The sequence below is a fragment of the Cyclobacterium sp. L-R genome, assembly GCF_056859355.1.
This window is the reverse complement of sequence record NZ_JBSXOH010000083.1, coordinates 88,714-109,349: the sequence shown is the minus strand read 5'-3', so window position 1 is coordinate 109,349 and position 20,636 is coordinate 88,714. Positions and strand designations below refer to the sequence as shown.

General features: G+C 39.0%; 17 protein-coding genes. 7 read left to right on the top strand and 10 right to left on the bottom strand.

The features are described from left to right. Positions 1-53: 53 nt before the first annotated feature. The 3 genes from AC13EX_RS15670 to AC13EX_RS15660 are packed head-to-tail and all read left to right on the top strand — an operon-like array spanning position 54 to position 6,008. On the top strand, positions 54-2,369 hold the full coding sequence (locus tag AC13EX_RS15670) for a PSD1 and planctomycete cytochrome C domain-containing protein (RefSeq protein ID WP_048644349.1): 2,316 nt from the start codon (positions 54-56) through the stop codon (positions 2,367-2,369). A 1-nt stretch (position 2,370) separates the two neighbouring features. Beyond that, positions 2,371-3,828 carry a DUF1501 domain-containing protein gene (locus tag AC13EX_RS15665; RefSeq protein WP_048644350.1) on the top strand — a complete coding sequence of 486 codons (1,458 nt, stop codon included), beginning with the start codon at positions 2,371-2,373 and terminating at the stop codon, positions 3,826-3,828. Between the two features lie 38 nt (positions 3,829-3,866). Further along, positions 3,867-6,008 (top strand): c-type cytochrome domain-containing protein, encoded by a 2,142-nt coding sequence (locus tag AC13EX_RS15660; protein WP_482893407.1) that lies wholly within the window; start codon positions 3,867-3,869, stop codon positions 6,006-6,008. A gap of 87 nt (positions 6,009-6,095) precedes the next feature. Here AC13EX_RS15660 and prfB read toward each other — a convergent pair. From prfB to AC13EX_RS15615, 9 genes are all read right to left on the bottom strand, one after another. Then, positions 6,096-7,200, bottom strand: a protein-coding gene (gene prfB / locus AC13EX_RS15655; protein WP_482893405.1) for a peptide chain release factor 2 whose coding sequence is annotated in 2 segments (ribosomal slippage) — positions 6,096-7,139 and positions 7,141-7,200 — 1,104 coding nt in all. Because the reading frame shifts where the segments join, the coding sequence is not laid out codon by codon here. A 199-nt stretch (positions 7,201-7,399) separates the two neighbouring features. Then, on the bottom strand, positions 7,400-7,915 hold the full coding sequence (locus tag AC13EX_RS15650; RefSeq protein WP_048640803.1) for a hypothetical protein: 516 nt from the start codon (positions 7,913-7,915) through the stop codon (positions 7,400-7,402). A 38-nt stretch (positions 7,916-7,953) separates the two neighbouring features. Next, complete coding sequence (locus AC13EX_RS15645) at positions 7,954-9,021, bottom strand: branched-chain amino acid aminotransferase (protein ID WP_482893403.1); 1,068 nt, start codon at positions 9,019-9,021, stop codon at positions 7,954-7,956. Positions 9,022-9,027: 6 nt separating this feature from the next. Then, positions 9,028-9,576 (bottom strand): cob(I)yrinic acid a,c-diamide adenosyltransferase, encoded by a 549-nt coding sequence (locus AC13EX_RS15640; RefSeq protein ID WP_482893401.1) that lies wholly within the window; start codon positions 9,574-9,576, stop codon positions 9,028-9,030. 16 nt (positions 9,577-9,592) lie between these two features. Then, positions 9,593-10,309, bottom strand: coding sequence for an ABC transporter ATP-binding protein (locus AC13EX_RS15635; RefSeq protein ID WP_048640806.1), 717 nt, complete (start codon positions 10,307-10,309; stop codon positions 9,593-9,595). Positions 10,310-10,387: 78 nt separating this feature from the next. After that, a complete protein-coding gene (locus tag AC13EX_RS15630; protein ID WP_482893400.1) occupies positions 10,388-13,165 on the bottom strand; it encodes a tetratricopeptide repeat protein in 2,778 nt (925 codons plus the stop codon). Further along, on the bottom strand, positions 13,165-13,452 hold the full coding sequence (gene gatC, locus AC13EX_RS15625) for an Asp-tRNA(Asn)/Glu-tRNA(Gln) amidotransferase subunit GatC (RefSeq protein ID WP_048640808.1): 288 nt from the start codon (positions 13,450-13,452) through the stop codon (positions 13,165-13,167). Before gatC ends, AC13EX_RS15630 begins: the two co-directional genes overlap by 1 nt. Next, entirely contained in the window at positions 13,449-14,204 is a 756-nt protein-coding gene (locus AC13EX_RS15620) for a lysophospholipid acyltransferase family protein (protein ID WP_048640809.1), read from the bottom strand. Before AC13EX_RS15620 ends, gatC begins: the two co-directional genes overlap by 4 nt. Before the next feature lie 91 nt (positions 14,205-14,295). Further along, positions 14,296-15,663: an NfeD family protein gene (locus tag AC13EX_RS15615; RefSeq protein WP_482893399.1), complete on the bottom strand. Its 1,368-nt coding sequence runs from the start codon at positions 15,661-15,663 to the stop codon at positions 14,296-14,298. Positions 15,664-15,809: 146 nt separating this feature from the next. Here AC13EX_RS15615 and AC13EX_RS15610 point away from each other — a divergent pair, with 146 nt between their 5' ends. The 4 genes from AC13EX_RS15610 (at position 15,810) to rpmF (ending at position 18,982) form a co-directional block, all read left to right on the top strand. Next, on the top strand, positions 15,810-16,970 hold the full coding sequence (locus AC13EX_RS15610; protein ID WP_482893398.1) for a LysM peptidoglycan-binding domain-containing protein: 1,161 nt from the start codon (positions 15,810-15,812) through the stop codon (positions 16,968-16,970). 161 nt (positions 16,971-17,131) lie between these two features. Beyond that, complete coding sequence (gene pdxA, locus AC13EX_RS15605) at positions 17,132-18,151, top strand: 4-hydroxythreonine-4-phosphate dehydrogenase PdxA (protein ID WP_048640811.1); 1,020 nt, start codon at positions 17,132-17,134, stop codon at positions 18,149-18,151. Between the two features lie 69 nt (positions 18,152-18,220). After that, positions 18,221-18,772 (top strand): YceD family protein, encoded by a 552-nt coding sequence (locus AC13EX_RS15600; protein WP_048640812.1) that lies wholly within the window; start codon positions 18,221-18,223, stop codon positions 18,770-18,772. An 18-nt stretch (positions 18,773-18,790) separates the two neighbouring features. Continuing rightward, positions 18,791-18,982, top strand: a complete 192-nt coding sequence (gene rpmF, locus AC13EX_RS15595; RefSeq protein WP_048640813.1) for a 50S ribosomal protein L32 — start codon at positions 18,791-18,793, stop codon at positions 18,980-18,982. 55 nt (positions 18,983-19,037) lie between these two features. Here the strand turns inward: rpmF and AC13EX_RS15590 are convergent, their stop codons facing one another. Continuing rightward, on the bottom strand, positions 19,038-20,621 hold the full coding sequence (locus AC13EX_RS15590) for a hypothetical protein (protein ID WP_048640814.1): 1,584 nt from the start codon (positions 20,619-20,621) through the stop codon (positions 19,038-19,040). Positions 20,622-20,636: the final 15 nt, after the last annotated feature.

The following is a 20,636-nucleotide window of genomic DNA, read 5'->3' as shown; positions in this document are numbered from 1 at the left end:
TTTAAATTATGAAATTGTTCATTATTAACAATTTAAGCAAGCCAAGAAAACATATGCTTAGGCACTTAACCCAAATACTTCTAGTATCGATTTTAATTTTTACCTCATGTTCAGAAAAAGCATCAGAAGCTGATGTACTGACATCTGGAGATCAGGTCAGTTATAATTTTCACGTTAGGCCTATTTTATCAGACAACTGTTTTGCTTGTCATGGACCTGATGAAAACAAACGCGAGTCAGGTTTAAGGCTTGACAGTGAGGAAAGTGCGTACGCCGCACTTAAAGAAAATCCTGGAGCACATGCCATAGTGCCGGGAAATCCCGCAAAATCAGAAATTGTTGCAAGAATTGAATCGACGGATGCTTCTGAGATGATGCCTCCTCCAGAATCTAATCTTAAACTTAGTGCTACAGAGATTGAAACCATTAAAAAATGGATCAAGCAAGGAGCTAAATATGAACCACACTGGGCATTTGTTCCTCCCACAAAAAGTCCACTCCCCAAAACCTCAAATGCTGAATGGGCAAACAATGAAATAGACCATTTTGTATTGGCCAAATTGGACCAACTGGGCCTCAAACCAAATGAACCTGCTGATAAAATGCTTCTTCTCAAAAGGCTAAGTCTGGACCTTACCGGATTACCTCCGACCATGGAACTGATGCGTTCTTATGAAGCCGACGATTCTGAAAATGCAACAGAAAAAATCATAGATAAGCTACTTAGTAAACCCTCTTTTGGAGAAAGGATGGCTGTATTGTGGATGGACATTGCAAGGTATTCAGATTCTTATGGCTACCAAGACGATAATATCAGAACACAGTGGCCTTACAGGGACTGGGTCATCCATGCTTTCAACAAAAACCTACCTTACGACACATTTATAACCTGGCAGCTAGCTGGAGATTTGTTGCCGAATGCAAACAAAGAACAAATCTTGGCAACCGCATTTAATAGGAACCATAAATACACTGAGGAAGGTGGAGTAATACCAGAAGAATACCGGGTGGAATACATTCTAGACAAAACCAATACTTTTAGCAAAGCTATAATTGGTATGACTGTAGAATGCGCACAGTGTCATGACCACAAATATGATCCAATCTCTCAGGAGAATTATTTTCAAATGTATTCTTTTTTCAACAATACTCCTGAGCAAGGCTATGAAGGAGATGTAAGCGTATCCAAACCAGCTAAACACCCTATAATGTGGGTGGAAAAAGAGGATTTGGAAGGAATATTAGATTTTGTTAATCATCAGGACACCAGCAAAATTATGGTTTCGGTTATGGATGATTTCAAAGACACGTTAAGGCAAACCTACATATTGGATAGAGGCATTTACGATCAGCCTACCACTATGGTTACCCCATCCACCCCTGAGGCCATTCTCAAATTTGATGAAAACAAATACCCCAAAAACCGACTGGGTTTAGCCCAATGGACATTTGCTGAGGATAATCCATTAACGGCAAGGGTATTTGTCAACTTGATGTGGCAGGAGTTTTTTGGCGCAGGAATAGTGAGATCTGCAGGTGATTTCGGTATGCAGGGAAAATTACCTACACATCCGGAATTACTGGATTGGCTAGCTGTTGATTTCCGTGAAAGTGGCTGGGACGTCAAGTATTTAATTAAAAAAATATTGAGTTCAGCGACTTACCAACAGTCAGCTACTGTGGATAAAAACAAAATAGAGGCAGATCCGGACAACTTTTATTTGGCCAGATATCCAAGGATAAGACTAAATGCCGAACACATTCGTGACTTAGTACTAGCCAGCAGCGGGCTTATATCCGATGAGATCGGCGGTCCCAGTGTCAAACCTTACCAGCCTGAGGGTTTATGGGAAGCAGCTACTTCGGGTAGAGGAGAATTGGCAGAATATCGACAAGACATAGGAAATGACCTTTACAGAAGAGGCTTGTACACCTTTATCAAGCTTACATCTCCCCCACCTAAACCAATCATTTTCGATGGAAGCAATAGGGACGTATGTGAAGTAACAAGAAACAGAACCAACACACCCTTACAGGCATTGGCTATGCTCAATGATCCATTGATCCTTGAGGCATCACGTGTCCTTGCCAATAACTTAATAAGGGAGGGAAAAGAAGATGATGAAGCAATAAAAGAGGCTTTTTTCAAAATCATATGTAGAGCTCCAAAAGAAGAAGAGTTGGCCCTTTTGATAGAGTACCATCAAGAAGAACTAAAAAGATTCAAGCAAAAGCCTGAAACAATTTTAGAAACGGTGAAGGCTGGAGAGTTTCCTTTGGATCAATTTAGCGACACCCCCGAAACGGCTGCCCTTATGCAAGTATTGGTGGCTATATACAATGTTGAAGAAGCGATTACCAAAACCTGATATGGAAAAAGAAATTGTAGAAAATGGATTGAATGAAAATAGGAGGAAATTCCTATCTAAGTTAAGTCTGGGCTTAGGAAGTGTGGCCTTGGGATCTCTTTTAATACCAGATTTATTTAATGGCCAACCCCAACTGGACACGGACAAATTAATGGCAAGCATCCCTCATTTCGCACCCAAAGCGAAAAGAGTTATTTATATGTTTCAAAACGGAGCTCCGAGCCAATTAGAATCTTTCGATTACAAACCCATGCTTAACAAAAGAATTGGAGAAGAACTTCCCGATTCGATTCGACAGGGACAGCGTCTGACCGGTATGACTGCCGGACAATCGTCCTTTCCATTGGTTGGTTCTGCTTATGGATTTAAGCAATATGGGAAATCTGGGGCTTGGGTAAGTGACCTTTTTCCTCATACGGCTAAGATTGTAGATGACATCTGTATAGTAAAATCCATGCATACAGAAGCTATTAACCATGATCCTGCCCTTACTTTCTTCCAAACAGGTGCACAGGTAGGGAACCGACCTAGTATGGGTGCATGGCTTAGCTATGGCCTTGGAAGTGAGAATAATAATTTACCTAGTTTCTGTGTGCTCTTATCAAGAGGCAAAGGGAATGGACAAGGGGTTTACTCTAAGCTATGGACAAATGGTTTTTTGGAATCAGTTCACCAAGGTGTTCAATTTTCTAGCGGTGATGACCCTGTGCTATACCTCAATGACCCAGAAGGTATGAGCAAAATGGATAGAAGGAGGATGCTGGATAAAATTTCAGCACTTAATCAAATAAATTACCAATCATTCGGCGATCCTGAAATCAGTGCCAAAATTCAACAATATGAGATGGCTTACCGGATGCAAACAGCTGTTCCTGAAGTCACTGACGTAAGTAAAGAACCAGACAGCATTGTAAAACTATATGGTCCTGAGTGTCTGGTTTCCGGTACCTATGCGGCCAACTGCCTGCTAGCTAGAAAATTGTCCGAAAATGGCGTCAGATTTGTGCAGCTTTATCACCAAGGCTGGGATCAACATGGCAACCTCCCTAATGAGATGGCATTACAAGCCAAGGATACAGATCAGGCATCCGCTGCCTTAATTACAGATCTAAAGCAAAGAGGCTTATTGGATGAAACCTTGGTCATTTGGGGAGGAGAGTTTGGCCGAACCAATTACTGTCAAGGAAGATTTTCAGCTGACAACTACGGAAGAGACCATCACCCAAGGGCTTTTTCGATGTGGATGGCAGGTGGTGGAATAAAACCAGGCGTCACCTATGGAGAGACTGATGAATTTGGTTACAACATTGTCAAGGATCCGGTACACGTTCATGATTTTCATGCCACCATGTTACACTTACTGGGCGTGGAACACGAGAAACTCACCTTTAGACATCAGGGAAGAAGATACCGGCTTACAGATGTTGCCGGAAATATAGTCAATGGTCTTATGGCCTAACAATTTTAACCCGAAGTAAAAAATCTATTTCCCCATCTATGTTAACATCAAAATTGAAGTCCATTCTGGCTCAGGTGCTTTTTGCTGTAAATGTCTTTGTATTGTTCTTAGTGCTTGCAGAAAGCAGGGTATTGATTCCTGACTGGCTTCATGTATTTGGTAGAATGCATCCACTTCTACTGCATTTTCCAATTGTAATCATTTTATTGGCTGTTTTACTTGTAGGCATTCCCGAATTCCTCCCCAAAAAGGAAGACAGCAGAGAATACGGGACAGACCTATTGCTACTTGGAGCACTTACAGCTGGCTTTACCGTAATTGCCGGACTATTACTGTCTCATGAAACAGGGTACGCGAAAGAGGCGCTTTTTTGGCACAAGTGGACCGGTTTGGGGATCTTCTGGGGTTCTTCCTTACTTTATTATTTTATCGACAGTCAAAAGCAGTTGGTAATTAAAGTCGGTGCCTCATTCCTAGCTTTGATAGTTATCGTTTCAGGACATTTAGGTGCATCAATTACTCATGGTGAAAATTTCATCACTGCACCTATTGAAAATAATGAAGTAGTGATGGTAAGCTTGGAAGAAGCAGAGGTTTTCCCTCACTTGATCTATCCAATTATTGAAAATAAATGCCTTAGCTGTCACAAAGCATCCAAGCAAAAAGGGGAACTAAGAATGGATACCCCTGAGAATTTATTAAAAGGTGGTGAATCCGGACCAGCCGTTGAGCCTTTTGACTTAGAAAACAGCCTAATGGCTCACCGAATAAACCTACCTGAAGAGGATGAAGAACACATGCCTCCTGAAGGCAAGCCCCAGCTTACCGAAGAGGAAAGATTAATTCTGGAGGCTTGGATTAGTTCCGGAGCCATTATTGATGAGAAAGTTATGGCACTGCCTGATACCAGCAGCATTTATAAACTGGCAGTTGAAAAATTTTCTACAGCTCCAAAAGTCTATGAATTTGCTGCAGTTTCTGATGAAAAAATTGAGGCCCTTAATAATTTCTACCGCAAAATACAGCCTCTAGGAATAGAATCCCCTGCCCTATCTATTAGTTATTTTGGCCGGGCGAACTTTGATCCTAACTCCCTGAAGGAGCTTTCCGAAGTCAAAGTGCAAACAATCTCCATTAATTTAAATAACATGCCTGTGAAGGATGAGGATTTGGCTTCACTTAGTGCATTCCCTAACCTTGAAAAACTGTATTTGAACTTTACCGATATCAAAGGTGAGGGTTTGCAGGCATTGATAGGTCTGGAGAATCTTTCTTTACTTTCTCTGGCTGGGAATAATTTAACTGATGAGGCTATAGAACCTATATCCAAGCTTAAGAATGTTAAAAAGCTTTTTCTTTGGAATACAGGACTTTCTAAAGAATCACTGGAAAAACTAATAGCTGCCTTGCCTCAAACCACCATTGAAATAGGTACAGAGGAAAAGTCAACCTTACTGATGTTAAACCCACCAGTAATTCGTTTTGACAAAGCCTTTTTCAAAGATAAACTTGAAGTTAAACTCACCCATCCTATTGGTACCACAAGTATCTATTACACCTTGGATGGTAGTGAACCCGATAGTAGTAATTTCATGCTTTATGAAAAGCCTCTTGAAATAAAAGAAAACATAACCATTAAAGCCCGAGCCTTTGCAGAGGGTTGGATAGGCAGTACCGTTTCAGAAGCTGAATTTATCAGGGCTACCATAAGCCCAACTTCCTTTGAGATGCTTCATCTACCAGAGGATAGGTATAAAGGAGATGGTAAAGAAAGCCTTTTCGACAAAAAGAAAGCCATACCAGATGTATGGAATCTAAACTGGTTGGGTTTTTTAAACAATCCTCTAGAAGTGGAAATGGAATTCAAAGAACCAACCGATATTTCATCAATGGCTATCTCTCTATGGCAAAACATAGGATCAAGGTTCTTCCCTCCAAAAGAGGTAGAAATATGGACAAGACCTGATGCTAGTCAAAACTGGAAACTTTCAAAAACTTTCCGTCCACAAGCACTTGAAAAAAATTCACCTTCTTTTTTGAGACAGGTTGAAATTCCTTATTCAGAAAATGGAATACAACATTTAAAAATAGTAGCCAGTCCAGTAGATAAATTACCTTCTTGGCATAATTCTTCAGGACAAAAAGCCTATCTAATGGTAGATGAAATCGTACTTAATTAACGACAGTGATCGTTAATCCAAATCGTAATTGCTACCAGCTTTTCTTCCTAAATGGATAAAAAAAAGCCTGAAAATTCAGGCTTTTTTTTAATCTTTATCTTTAACTTCTTCTTCACTTTGGGCCAATAGATAGGATTTAATAAATTCATTTAGTCCTCCATCTAAAACCGCTTGAACATCTGAAGTTTCATGTCCGGTACGTGCATCTTTTACTAATTTGTAAGGATGCAGAACATAGTTCCTGATTTGTGAACCAAAATCTATCCTCATTTTCCCTGATTCCACCTTGGCTCTTTCTGCATTTCTTTTTTCCATCTCCAGTTGATACAACCGGGATTTCAACATTTGCATGGCCTTCTCCCTATTCGCTAATTGAGAACGCTCTATCTGGCATACTACCACTATGCCCGTAGGCTTGTGCGTAAGTTGTACTTTCGTCTCAACTTTATTTACATTTTGCCCCCCAGCACCACCTGAACGCGATGTATGCAATTCAATATCAGCAGGGCTAATATCTATATTGATGGTATCATCTACTACAGGGTAAGCATAAACAGAGGCAAAAGATGTATGCCTTCTCCCTCCACTATCAAATGGAGAAATCCTGACCAATCGGTGAACACCACTTTCTGATTTCAAAAACCCATATGCTAGCGGACCTTCAAATTCCAGAGTAGCGGATTTAATCCCTGCAACCTCACCTTCTTGAAGATCTACTTCTCTCACCTTATAACCATTTTTCTCTCCCCACATGATGTACATACGGAGAAGAATTGAGGCCCAATCATTGCTTTCAGTACCACCGGCACCAGGATTAATTTCCAACATAGCACTAAGTTGGTCCTCTTCTCCACTGAGCATCTTCTTTAATTCCAGGTCCTCAACTAGTTTGAGGTTTTTATCGAATTCAATATCCAATTCTTCTGCCAAAACTTCTCCTGCATTATAAAACTCAAACAGCACTTCCAAATCCTGGACGCCTGTATCTATGGTTTCGTACTGAGAAGTCCAGGCTTTACGCGCTTGGATCTGCTTCATTACTTTTTCTGCCTCATCAGTATCGGTCCAAAAACCCGGTTGTGCTGAAATGGCTTCAAACTCTTCTATTTCTGATTTCTTACGATCGTAGTCAAAGATACCTCCTCAAGGCCGTTACTCGGGCCTTCAAATCTTTCAATTGATCTGATGTCATAATGTTTAATTTATTTATTTATTTAAAATGCAAATTTGCTGAATTACTACTAAATAACCAATTTAATTCATTGGATTGAAAAAGGTAAACACTTATAAGCAGCTATGGGGAATTAGGGTTTAAAGCCAAACCCTTCTCTTACAATAATGTAATTTAGATTCTTCTCCCAAGGGCAATGTGAGAATCATAATGTTTTAGTCTATTCTGAAGCCTCAACGGTGATGACCATTATCTTTTTCTTCTTCCCTACTTTAAATTTCTTGTACCTCAGGCTTTTTATCAATATCCCGGCACCTATCAAGGCTGCCGAAGTCGTCCAAACACCTGTACTGTAATGGATTCCACCATCCGCAGCCAGACTATTTATCCCACCTGCCAGCATCAACAAGGTGCCTCCTGCTATTGGCAGCAAGGTTAAATTAGCTAGGGTTTGATTTCGCTCATCTTTATCTCTAATGTCTATGGCTTTAATTTGCTTCAAGCTTAGAACATTCTCTTTCAAAGCTATATAGTCTCTATCAATTTCACGAATCACATCTTTGATATAGTAATCATTCCCTTCTTGCAAATAGATAAATTCATCTCCCACCTCATAGGTAATACGTGATTTTTCGTTGGCACCTTTTTGCAAGATCAGGTAATTCTGAGCTAATACTGTCCCTTGGCCTAAGGAAATCAGACTTAAAAACAATAGGGCCCTGATAAGGACTTTCATAAGCTAAACAATATTCACAAGACTTAAATTGACAAGGATTAATACTTCATTATCCAGTTGTACTTATCGGGAACTTTGCCATATTTGATATTGTCGAGGGCCTCCAAGATCTGAACAGAAAATGCATCTTCTGAAACTTCAGGCAATTCATAATCTTTGCCATGAATATTTATTAATCTTATAAATGCGACTGTTGCTGCGGTCCCTGTTCCAAATGCCTCTTCCAATTTCCCGGAATTGAGTGCTTCTTCAAGTTCAATGACTGTTAAGAATCGCTCTTCAACAGGCATTCCCATCTCTTTGGCCAAGGTTAAAACACTGTCCCTAGTAATGCCTTTAAGAATAGTGCCAGTGGTAGTAGGAGCTGTAATCAACACCCCATCTATAACAAACATGACGTTCATGGTTCCACTTTCTTCGATATACTGATGGGTCTTTCCATCTGTCCACAAAAGTTGGTCATAGCCATCTTTTTGGGCTTTCAATGCTGGATAGAGTGAGCCAGCATAATTACCTGCTGCCTTTGCTGCTCCTGTTCCTCCTTCTATGGCTCTTGCGAATCTGGTTTCTACCTTCACGGCAACAGGTTTCGCATAATACTTCCCTACAGGAGAAGCCAAGATCATAAATTTGTATTTTTTTGATGGTCTAATGCCCAAGTAATCATCAGCTGCAAATATAAAGGGACGGAGATACAGAGAACATCCTGTTTGCTTAGGTACCCATTCTCTATCCACTTCTAATAAACTACGCATTCCCTCCATAAAAATTTCCTTAGGCAATTCAGGAATACACATTCTCTTCGCAGATTCATTTAATCTCTGCTGATTGGCATCACCTCTGAAAACCAAGATCTCCCCTTGTTCATTTCTATATGCTTTCATACCCTCAAAGACAGATTGCCCATAATGCAAGGTTGCATTAGCTGGATTAAGCTGTAGAGGAGCATAAGGCACAACTTTTAGGTTTTGCCAAGCACCATCTATATAGTCCGCCACAAACATGTGATCACTAATGGTCTGTCCAAATGAAAGTTCATCAAAATTAGTGGTTTCCAATTTTGATGTTGATGACTTAATTATATCTATGTTTAATGTTTTATCCATAATTATTTACGCACCTGCATGCCAGGTGATTTCATTTACATTTAAATCTTTTGCCAATTGCCTCCCTAGAACAAACAAATAATCTGAAAGCCTATTAACATATTCTAATAATACTACATCCACTTGAGAACTTTCCGACAACAACACCATTGACCTTTCCGCTCTCCTACATACTGTCCGTGCAATATGTGCCGAAGAAACTACTGGATGACCTCCTGGAATGATAAAATTCTTTAAAGGCTGAAGATTTGCCTCCATTCTGTCAATCTCTAATTCTAGAAAATGAACATCTTCCTCATTAAATTCAGGAAGCTTCATTCCTTTCTTATCAGGATCACAGGCCAATATCGCTCCTATTACAAATAGCCTGTCCTGGACTTTGTACAGAACCCCGGAGATCTTTTCATTCTTTACCTGATCTCTCAGTAAACCTACATTTGCATTTAATTCATCAACATTACCATAAGCATCAATTCTCAAATGAGATTTATTCACTCTGGTGCCCCCAAAAAGAGATGTTTTGCCTTTATCTCCCGTTTTGGTGTATATTTTCATTTAATTCTTTTTGATTTCAAATAACCGTTTTATCTATAACAGTTGGGTTAGGATTTCTTTCATCAGACTCTACCAGCCCATCCCTAAGCCGAATTACACGGTGGGCATAATGCGCAATATCATCCTCATGTGTAACCATTATAATGGTGTTTCCTTTCTGATGCAAAACATGGAAAAGGTCCATTATTTCATAGGAGGTTTTACTATCCAAATTACCCGTTGGTTCATCTGCCAAAATGATACTAGGATCATTTACTAAAGCTCGGGCAATAGCTACTCTTTGTCTTTGCCCACCAGAAAGTTCATTGGGCTTGTGATGAATCCTATCATCTAAGCCAACACTTTTTAAGGAAAGAAAAGCCTTTTCTTCTCTATCTGCTTTATTAAACCCTGCGTAAATCAAAGGTAAGGCCACATTTTCTAAACAAGTTGCCCGCGGTAACAAATTGAAAGTCTGAAATACGAAACCGATTTCTTTGTTCCTTATCTCTGCCAGCTCATCTTCACTCATGTCACTCACATCTTTGCTATTCAAGATATATTGCCCCGAACTAGGTGTATCTAAACAGCCAATAATGTTCATTAAAGTAGACTTTCCAGATCCGGAAGGCCCCATAAAAGCCACATACTCTCCCCTGTTTACACTAATGCTCACCGATTTGAGTGCTTTGACTTCCTCGGTTCCCATTCTGTATACTTTACGTATTTCTTTGGTTTTAATGATTTCTGGCATAATTTGGGATTTAGAATGTGAAGATAGGGTATATTGCTCAAAAACAGGAATTCAACCTGTTAAATTATACCAAAGGAATTATAGAAATTTCAACTGTAATTCAGTTAGGTCTTCCTGACCAATCCACTCAGCCATTAGCCTTAAATTGGCACTGGCATATTGGTCTAATCCAATTATACGGCAATATTTCACTAACGTTACCCACAAAACCGGATCTTTATTGAATTGGCAAGCTCCCTGTAGCAATTCATAACGTTTCTCCGCCTCCTCAATTTGTTCCATCTGCGCCAAAACCATAGGTGTCAAATACGGGTTAAGGACTGTAATTTCACAATTATCACTGGCTAGTGTCCCGCCAACCTTAACCTTTTGGAGATACTCTTCAAGAGAAGAACCTTCCACTGTAAATTGCCCGCTATTATTTGCTATTGTGAGCAGTTCCTCAAGCGTATTTTCTTCAAGCCAGTGAGATTTCCTTTTTATAATTTCTCCGGCAAGAATTTCTTTATTTCTATCACTTTCCAAAGACCTCAATGCTGGCAGTAATTCTTTACCCAACATCCCTGGAAGTCCTGCCAAGGTTTGGTAAAGTTTTGCAGTGTCATTCTCTAACAATTGTCCCGACTTATCAAATCGCATCCAATTAGGGAAATCTACCTTTTGGCTTGCTGAAATAAAGGCTGATTCCTCTTTCAATCCACCGAAATACAAGAATGGCAAGTGGTCAGATGTGAATTTCGAATAGCCCTTTAAGGATGCTTGCTTCCATTCAATCGCTGCTTTTTCAAAATCACCTTGTTCAGATAGAACCCATCCTGCAAATGCATGATAAAAACCTGCATCCTGACTGAACCTAAAGGCCATTCCATTTAAGTGTTCAAGTAATCCCTTAATATCGCCGGATTTGTACTTCAATATCAAGCCAGATTCTTTTAAACTTTGCTCTACCGATAAGGAAAGTTCTTCCTGATTTAACATTGAATCAAGGTCTGCACTTAGCATACTATTAAAATAACCTTTGTCGGTATTTGTTAGAAAATTCCTAATCAATGACCTTCCTATCAAATCATTGGTAAGGTTATTCTCAAATGAATTGATCTCTAAAGGCACAGTCTCTCCCCCTGCATTCTTAGCTGCTAACAGATTGATTTCATTCTTTAGACCAGGAGCCAAAAGGTTTTCTTCTTCCAAAGGCAAACCATGCGCAATTTTAATCCCGGTAGCATTAAGCAGGCTCACTTCCTCAAATCCTTCCATTTTATATAGGGTATTTAAAGCCTCCTTAGGAAGGTTCATCCTATGGTACACCAGCGCGAGATTATTTGCTAAAAAAGGGTTTCCCTGATAGTATTTCAATCCTTCTTCCAAATAAAAAACTGCCTCATTGGCCCTTGAACGCTTTTCTAACATTTGACTCAAAAGCAAAATATCCTTTACCTGAGGGTTCTGTTCAAAACTTCTTTCTAATGTTTTGAGAGCCAGAGTAGGTTGATTTTGTTCCAGATAAATATTACTTACAGCATAAAGTGCATGGTCGTTTGAGCGATACCTATCAAAGGCATTTTCGTAGAGTACGGATGCTTCAACTGGTCTTTTGGTAGTATAATAGTAATCAGCTGACAAGTGAGTTGATGAAGTGCCAAATTGTATGGCAATAATCCCTGCAGCATAAACCATCAAAATCAACACCGCTATGGTTCCTCCTAGCCTCATATGAAAATAAGGGAAAAAGGGCGGTTTGTACATTATTTTTTCAATGGCATTCCCACTATTTATAATAGCAGAAAAATTCACCCAAATGTATAGACAGAATAAAACGCTAAAACCAAGCTGACTATAGGCAAATACATGATGCGTAAAATCTATCATGGGTGTATTTCCTGACAGTTCCGCCTTAAAAAGCACCAAAAGGCAAATCGCAAACCCTCCCAGATAAAAAGCTTTACCTATCCAAGGCTCATTGAAAGCCTGAGGGTAATATTTAATTCTAAAGTGAATATCGAAAAAGCCGACAACAGCAATAAGAAAAAGTAAAAGTTGGAATGAAGGTAAGGGCCATTTGTACCAATCACCTGTAGCTTCAAGAAAAACCAAAGCCGCTAATACCAAATACAAAGTAGACACAACGGCGAAATGCCAACCGATCTTGATGCCAATACCTCTATTCAGTTTAGCTAAAAACAAATAAGTTGCGGAAACAAAAGAATGCCCAATGTATAGAATAAAACCACTGCCCATGACAAGGGCCATTAAAAACAGGTTTTCTGACAACAAATAAGTCGGTGAAGGCGCCTGAGCAAAATAAATTAAGACAGCTAATCCCGCTATCCCCAAACCCAGAATTAATATCATCCTAAAGCTTAATGACAAATAATTGAAAAAGAGGCGAATGATAGCTGCTGGAGCCAAAAGGAACAGCAAGCAGATCCCCAAGGGAATATTGGTGCCTATCCCTCCAATATTTAAGCTGTTTACTCCGCTAACGCTTAATAATAATATCAGTACTCCTGCTCCTATCAAAAATGCCTGTCGCTTCAATAGTGTTATCAAAACAATAAACAACAACAACAACAGCCACACACCAATCCCCATCACTTGTGTCAAGATGGGGTAAGTAAGCAATGGGGCAGTCTCAAATTGATCAAGAAGCAAGAAATTCTGAACCTCTAATTCTAAAGAACTCAAGGCTAAAAGAAAGCTTCCTAAAGGAACATTAGTTCTTTCTTCAAGCGTTAAAAGTTGGGCAGATTGAAAAGAATCTCCCGCAAATTCTAACCACAACAATCCTATCCCTGCACCAATAAGAGCAGCCAAAAAAAAGAAAAAGATTAAGTTCTGCCAGATTGACCGGCGCATTATTCCATTACTTTTGGAACACGGAAATAATCGGAATCTCTCTGCGGTGCATTTTTAAGCCCTTTTTCATGATCCAAGTGCTGTCCTACCTCATCTTTTCTCATTACATTTTCCTCAGAAGACATTGTAATAAGGGGTTCAACATTGTCGGTATCCACCTCATTTAGTTTTTCTACCCAGTCAAGGATCTGCGTCATATCAGTGGTCATTTTTTTCGCACTGTTTTCGTCAAACTCAAGCCTGGCTAGGTGGGCTATTTTTTTAAGAGAATTGATATCTAGTTTCATGAATTTTCTTTTTTAAATGCTAATGGTTTATTGTCTTTATTAAGTTGCTCTTGGATAATGGCAAAGCATTTCTCCTTAATTTCTTTCACCTCATTAGGCCCGGAACCTTTTACGGTAATAGGCTCATGGATGACTACTTTTACCGGTTTATAGCGCAACAAAAACTTACCATCGTCTGGCAAAATTAAGTGATTGTAAGATAAAGTGACAGGAATAATCGGAATTTGTTTATCTAAAGCCAATTTAAAAGCTCCATCCTTGAACCTTGCCATGGCAGGCGGAGCCTCACTTGAAATCCCTCCTTCAGGAAAAAACACCACGCTAGCACCTTCATCCAACGCTTTTTTGGCTTTTAGCATCGATTCTCCTCTGCTTTTTAAGCTATTCCTATCCACTGCAATGTGTAAGTTTTTAAACATGTATCCGAACAATGGCACTTTAGCCAGTGAGCTTTTACCTATAAACACAAGATCAAATGGTATTAACCCGAGCACGGGAATATCCAAATAGGAAAAATGATTAGACACAAAGATAAACTGTTCGCTTTCCTTTAGGTGATTTCGGTTCTCTATTTTCACTTTAAAAAATAGCATTCCAAAAAACAGCTTTGACCAAATTCTGTTTAATTTTCTCCCTTGACTTTTCTTACCCGGGACCTCAATGGTATAGATAAATTTTGGCAGCAGAATCAGAAAAGCCATAATAAATCCGATGCTACCATAGATAGAATAAATTCTTCTAATAAATCTCATTCCTTATTTAAAGAGGGTTTTGATTTCGAAATTTAGTAAAAATCGAGAGGCATGATGAAAGAACTGGAATTTTATTCTATGGGTAGAAAAATTAAACCTCATTTTTTTTCACTCTCAATGAGGTCCCCTCAGTACTTATCACCTTAATTTTCTCTCCCTTATCAATAAATTCTCCCCTTGAATAAGCATCATACATTTCATCCTCAATAATTACCTTCCCACTCGGCATCAAGCGGGTATGAGTAACCCCTTCCTTACCGAGCATTTCCTGACTATATAAAGAAGAGGTATACCCCTCAGACTTCTGCTGCGTATCAGCCAGGGAAATCCTACTAAAACTTTCCCATTGATTGATTTTGGGTGTCAATGTAAAGATCAGAACCGTAGCAATAGTTGCTGCCAAAATCACTGTCAATAAGGCTGCAAAAAGTTTCCCAGAACTTACAAAAGTAAAGTCAAACTGCTCATTAGGCAGCATACCCATGGTTAAACCGGAAAGAATACAGACAATCCCCAGAATTCCAAATACCCCAAAGCCCGGTACGACAAATATTTCCAGGGCCAATAAGACTATCCCCACAATAAAGACCACCAATTCCCAATTGCTTGCGAGACCTGTTAGGTAATAGGGGATAAAATACAACAGCATGGCTATAGCACTCGCTGCAAGCGGGAAACCTATACCTGGTGTTTGTATCTCAAAATAAATCCCAGCAAAAATGATCAAAATCAGAAACCCACTTACCGCTGGATTGAGGAAAAGAGAAATAATGTCTTCAGTAGCTGAAGGAGAATATTTATAGATTTCATAGTTTGTTAGGCCATATCTAGCAACAATTTCCTCAATAGAAGAAACCTGAGCTTCACAAAAACCATTTTCTATAGCCTCAGATACAGAGAAGGTAATGACTTCTCCACTTTTAGAAACTCCTTCAACCTCAATATTTTCATCTACCATGGCTTCAGCAATTTGAGGATTCCTCCCCCTAGCCTCAGCAGTACTTCTCATCATTGAACGCATATAAGACTGGTACTTGTCCGGCGCAGCCTCACCTGAGCCCCCCATCACCACTGTAGCAGCCCCGATACTTCCTCCTTTTGCCATATAAATACTGTCACAGGCTATGGATATCAATGCCCCAGCTGATGCCGCATCTTTATCAATAAATGACACAATGGGAATTTTGGATTCCAGAAAGCTTGTTCGGATATCATCAGCATCATTAACTGCCCCTCCATAGGTGTCCATATGAACAATGATCAATGCGGCCTTTTTCTCCACCGCATCTTCCATTGCCATTCTAACTTTCCTGTTCATTCTAGGATCTATATCATCCTTCATTTCAAACACATAGACGGTCTGTAAAGAGTCCTTAGATTGTTCAGTTTGTCCCTGAACAAATGGAACCACAATAAAATTGATGAAAATATAGATGGATAAGCTAAACCAGAATTTCATTTTAAATACCTGTTTAATATTTCTGTATGAATATACCAATAAAAATGATCATCGCCCCTATTGGTATAAAATGGAGTTGCAATTGATAAAATAAATATCAAATTTGCATGATTATTAGAAATTTATTGTTAAAAACCGATAGTAAAATGAAGTGCTGGATATTGATTATAGGGATGATTGGCCTTGCTGTCCCATCTAAAGGAGCATTACTTGTGGATAGGGATTCTGTAGGAGTAGAAAAAATAGGAGGTAAATCCTATATTATTCACCAAGTAGATCCTCAAGAGACTTTATTTGGAATTTCAAGGAGATACAACACACCTGTAAATGAAATCGTCCAAAACAATGATACTTTAAAGGATGGGCTAAAAATTGGGCAACGTATCAGGGTTCCCTATATTGAGAAACAGGCTATCCCTGAAGGTGCTAAAGTACACCATGTGACACCTGGAGAAACGCTTTTTTCAATTGCCAAGTCATATAATATTAGCATGGATAAGCTGATGAAGGCCAATGCCCTGAAAGGCACTGATCTTAGCGTAGGCCAAGCGCTTATTATAGAAGGCATCGAGCAGTTGGAAGCTCCTGTTGTAGAAAAGAAGGTAGAAAAACCTGTTGAAGCAACACCTCAAACAGTAGCCGTTGCCGCTGAAAAAATAAACACAAAGAAAAAACAGCCTAAGGAAAAGGTAGAAAAAGTTAAAACTGAAGAAGCTCCGGCCCCAGTGCCTGCCAGTCCATCTACTGCACCTACTTCTCCTTCTGTATCCACTACAGGCAATTGGATATCCCATCAGGTAGTTCAAGGAGAAACTTTGTTTGCCATAGCCAGAAAGTACGAGGCAAACGTTGAAGACATCATTAAATGGAATGGGCTTTCTTCAAACAACTTATCTGTTGGACAAACCCTAAAAGTAGGTAGGGAAACCAATGCCAATATCCCAGTTACTCAATTACCAGGAAATAACAAACCTAGTGCAGAGCTTACCAACTCTGAAAGTTCAACCCCTCCAACAAACAACATCAGTACATCCACTGCTTTCAAAAACGTAACGGAAAGTGGTCAGGCGGAAGTTATCGAAGGAACAGGTAATCATAAAAAATTCTTGGTACTTCACAGAAACGCTCCTGTAGGAACAATAATGCGAGTCAGAAATGAAGAAAATGATGTAACGGTATTCGCTAGAGTAGTTGGGGTGTTACCAGCAACTGGAGACAACAACAAACTATTGATAAAATTATCAAAAGCAGCTTTTGATCAATTAAAAGCCGTTAATTCACGCTTCAGAGTAGAAGTATCCTATTAAATTATATTTTCAAAAGCGCTTCAATTGCCTACTCATTCTGGCTAGATAAACGATTGCCAAATAGCTGTAATTGAACACTTGTTTCACCCCGTTTGGAAACCTTTTATTTTGAATAATAAAATTAAAAAAAAGTTTATCATTAAGCCAAAGACAAAAAGGCCATGAACATAAAAAAGAATAAACCCGTAATCGGAATTAGTATAGGTGATATTAATGGAATTGGTGCGGAGGTGACAATGAAAGCTTTGTTGGACAACCGACTACAAAAAATGATTACACCTGTGATCTATGGCCATGGCAAAGCCCTTACCTTTTATAGAAAAGCTTTGGAGCTAAATGATTTTAATTTCATTCAGGTCAAAAGCATTGAAGAAGTTCACCATAGAAAAATCAATGTAATCAATGTTGTACAGGAATCGCCTGAGGTGATGCCTGGAGTAGAAACAAGAGATGCCGGCAGTATGGCCCTGGCTGCCATAGATCAAGCCATAGTAGACTTAAAAAGCGGTCAATTGGACGCCTTAGTCACTGCGCCACTCAACAAAAACAATATCAACAGTACTGAGACACCTTTTGTAGGGCATACTGAATATTTAACAAATGCTTTTGACACCAAGGAAAGCATGATGTTTATGGTGTCTGAAGACATGCGAATTGGATTAGTTACTGGTCACGTATCTTTAAAAGACATTGTAAATGGAGTAACCGAAAAAGCCATTCGGGCGAAGTTAAAAATCATGATTCGGTCTCTCAAGGAAAATTTTGGTATTACAAAACCTAAAATTGCGGTACTTGGCTTGAATCCACATGCTGGAGAAGATGGATTATTAGGAAATGAAGAACAGGAAATCATCCAACCTGTGGTTAAAAGCTTTAAAGAAGAAGGCGCCTTGGTTTTTGGCCCCTATCCCTCAGATGGTTTCTTTGGAATGATGCACCAAAAACGGTTTGATGGGGTTTTGGCCATGTACCATGACCAGGGTTTGATCCCGTTTAAAACATTGTGTTTTGATTCAGGGGTAAATTTCACCGCAGGGCTGCCGATTATCAGAACAAGTCCAGACCATGGAACAGCCTACAATATAGCTGGAAAAAATGACGCTGACCCCGGTTCTATGCGTTCTGCAATTTTTCTGGCACACGATATGATTAAGAGAAAAGAAAACTTAACTGCTACTTAATGAAATTATTAAAGGGTAGATTTTATTAATCAGAAATATTTTTCTAAATTTGCGGTCTTAATTCGAAAAATGAAATTCATAAGGAAATTCGATATTGACATTATCAGACTGAAAGAAGGCAGGCACAATTTCACCTTTGAAATTGATACCGAGTTCCTAGATCATTTTGAAAACAGTAGGGATATAGTAAACGATGTCGCTATTAAAGTAGAAATAGAGCTTGACAAAAGAATTAACTTAATTGAAGTTATTTTTAATTTGAAGGGAAAGGTAAATATAACCTGTGACAGAAGTCTTGAAAATTTCGATCATCCAACCGACTTGTCTCATAAGATAATATACAAGTACGGACAGGAGGAAGCTGAAATAGATGATGAGATCTATTTCATAACAAATGACACACAGAGCATCAATGTGATGCAATTGATCTATGAATTTATTTTGCTCGGAATCCCTGCAAAAAAAATTCACCCTGATCACCTGACAGAAGAAGATGAAGACGACGAAGATGAAGGTTGGATTGTCTATGAAGCAGGAGAAAGTGACTTGACAGAAGAACAAATAAAAGACGACCGAAACCCGTTTTGGAAAGCTTTGAAAAATTTAAAAAATAACGAATAATCTAAAAATTACATAGATATGGCACATCCTAAAAGGAAAATTTCCAAAACCAGAAGAGATAAAAGAAGGACACATTATAAATTAAATGCACCTGGTTTGGCTCAGTGTCCTACCACCGGGGAATTTCATTTACCCCACAGAGCATTCTGGCTTGACGGTAAACTGTATTATAAAGGACAGGTAATCATGGAAAAAGAGGTTTTAGCCTAAATTTCTTACATATTCCTGCGAAGCAGCCTGCTCTATTCTGGAGCAGGCTGCTTTTTTATAGACTATTGTCTGATATTTTATATTTTTCCCGCTTAACTTTCTCTGAGAATTTTTGTCGGATTATTTCCTGTACAGGTCTGTTTTCTATTTTACTTTCCAACCAAGAGATAATATCCAGGTATAAAAACGCCCTTTTTTCAAAGGGATGGTTCTCGTAGGCAAGTAATTTTTCTCGTAACTCTATAAATGCCCCTTTAAGCTCGTGATCATAAATCCGGCTAAGGTTACGAATAAAGTGCATCATTTCTTTTTGCACCTGATGCAAATCGTCCATTTTGATTAAAAACCTATAGACATTTCTAATCTGCCCATCCAACTTCTCATCAATCCCTGCCTCGTAGCTAGCTATTAGCTTAAGAATATGGGCAAAACACTGCAAATCTTCCCTTAATCCTATTTGGCTATTTTCAATCACCTGATCCAAGTACACAATAGCCCTTTCATTATCCCCACTTCCGAAATAAAGGCAAGCAATTTTATAATGCAGAACCATCAAATGATGCACATCTAGCTTTCGCTTCAAAGGTGCAATGTCTTTTAATAAATCAGGCACAATCTCTTTTACCCCCTTGGTAAAATCTCCTTTAAGAAAATAGAAGTTTATTAGATTGGAGTATAGGTAGAGGAATGACAGGATCTTACTGTTCCCATCCCATACAAAGTCCTTTTGTCGCAAGCTAAGCCTAAACTCCTCCAGCACCTTAGCGAACCGCTCATAATAGCCCATATAAAACAAGGTATCCAGCAAGTAATGATAAGCCTTCAAATAGCTTCCTGTGGCCACTTTGATCATTTGAGGTTCTGAATGAAAGAGATCTACCCAATGCTGGGCCGCCCTATAGCAAACCGGGAAATCCTGAATAATATGAAAATACCATACCTGGGCTTGGAATAGATACATTTTCTCATAAAACCCAAGCGTCATAAAATCATATACAGGCATGTTCTGCTTGTAAAAGTTTTCCAGCATTTCCCTGCCTTCCTTATCTTTGATATAACCAGTCTTTAAATAAATCCCATACAGCTGCAAGGAAAGACTTGAAAACCTATTTTTAAGATCCACTTTTTTTGACAAGACAGCAGCCTCCTCACTTAGAATATCCGCCCTATTTTTAATGCTTCTCGTGATATGCTGGGATTCAATGACTTTTTCCATTTCCACAACCCTTAGCATTATCGTATCGAGGCCATATAAACTTGCCACCTGCTTGGCTTTTTCAAGGGTTTTCAAACCCTGCATATACAAGCCCTTATTAAACAAAATTCTTCCAAAATCAATTTGTTCATTCAGTTGCAACTCTATATTCCTATCGGCATACAAAAGACGTAAGGAAGTCAAAACCTGCTTGTACAAATGAGCTTTCATATTGGACAATTGCTTTTTTGTAACTGGTGCCTTTTCCAGCAGTTCCCGTTCGTTATAAGCCCCCATTTTATCCAAGGCATCAAAAAGCAAAAGAAATTTAGCCCCTTCATTTGAGGCAAGCCGCTTAGCGAACAATTTAAAATTCCTTTTCTCGGAGGGAGAAAGGCTGTTTATCAGGTCAAATAAAAAATCTTTTTTACTATTGGATATCATAATTTAAAAACACTT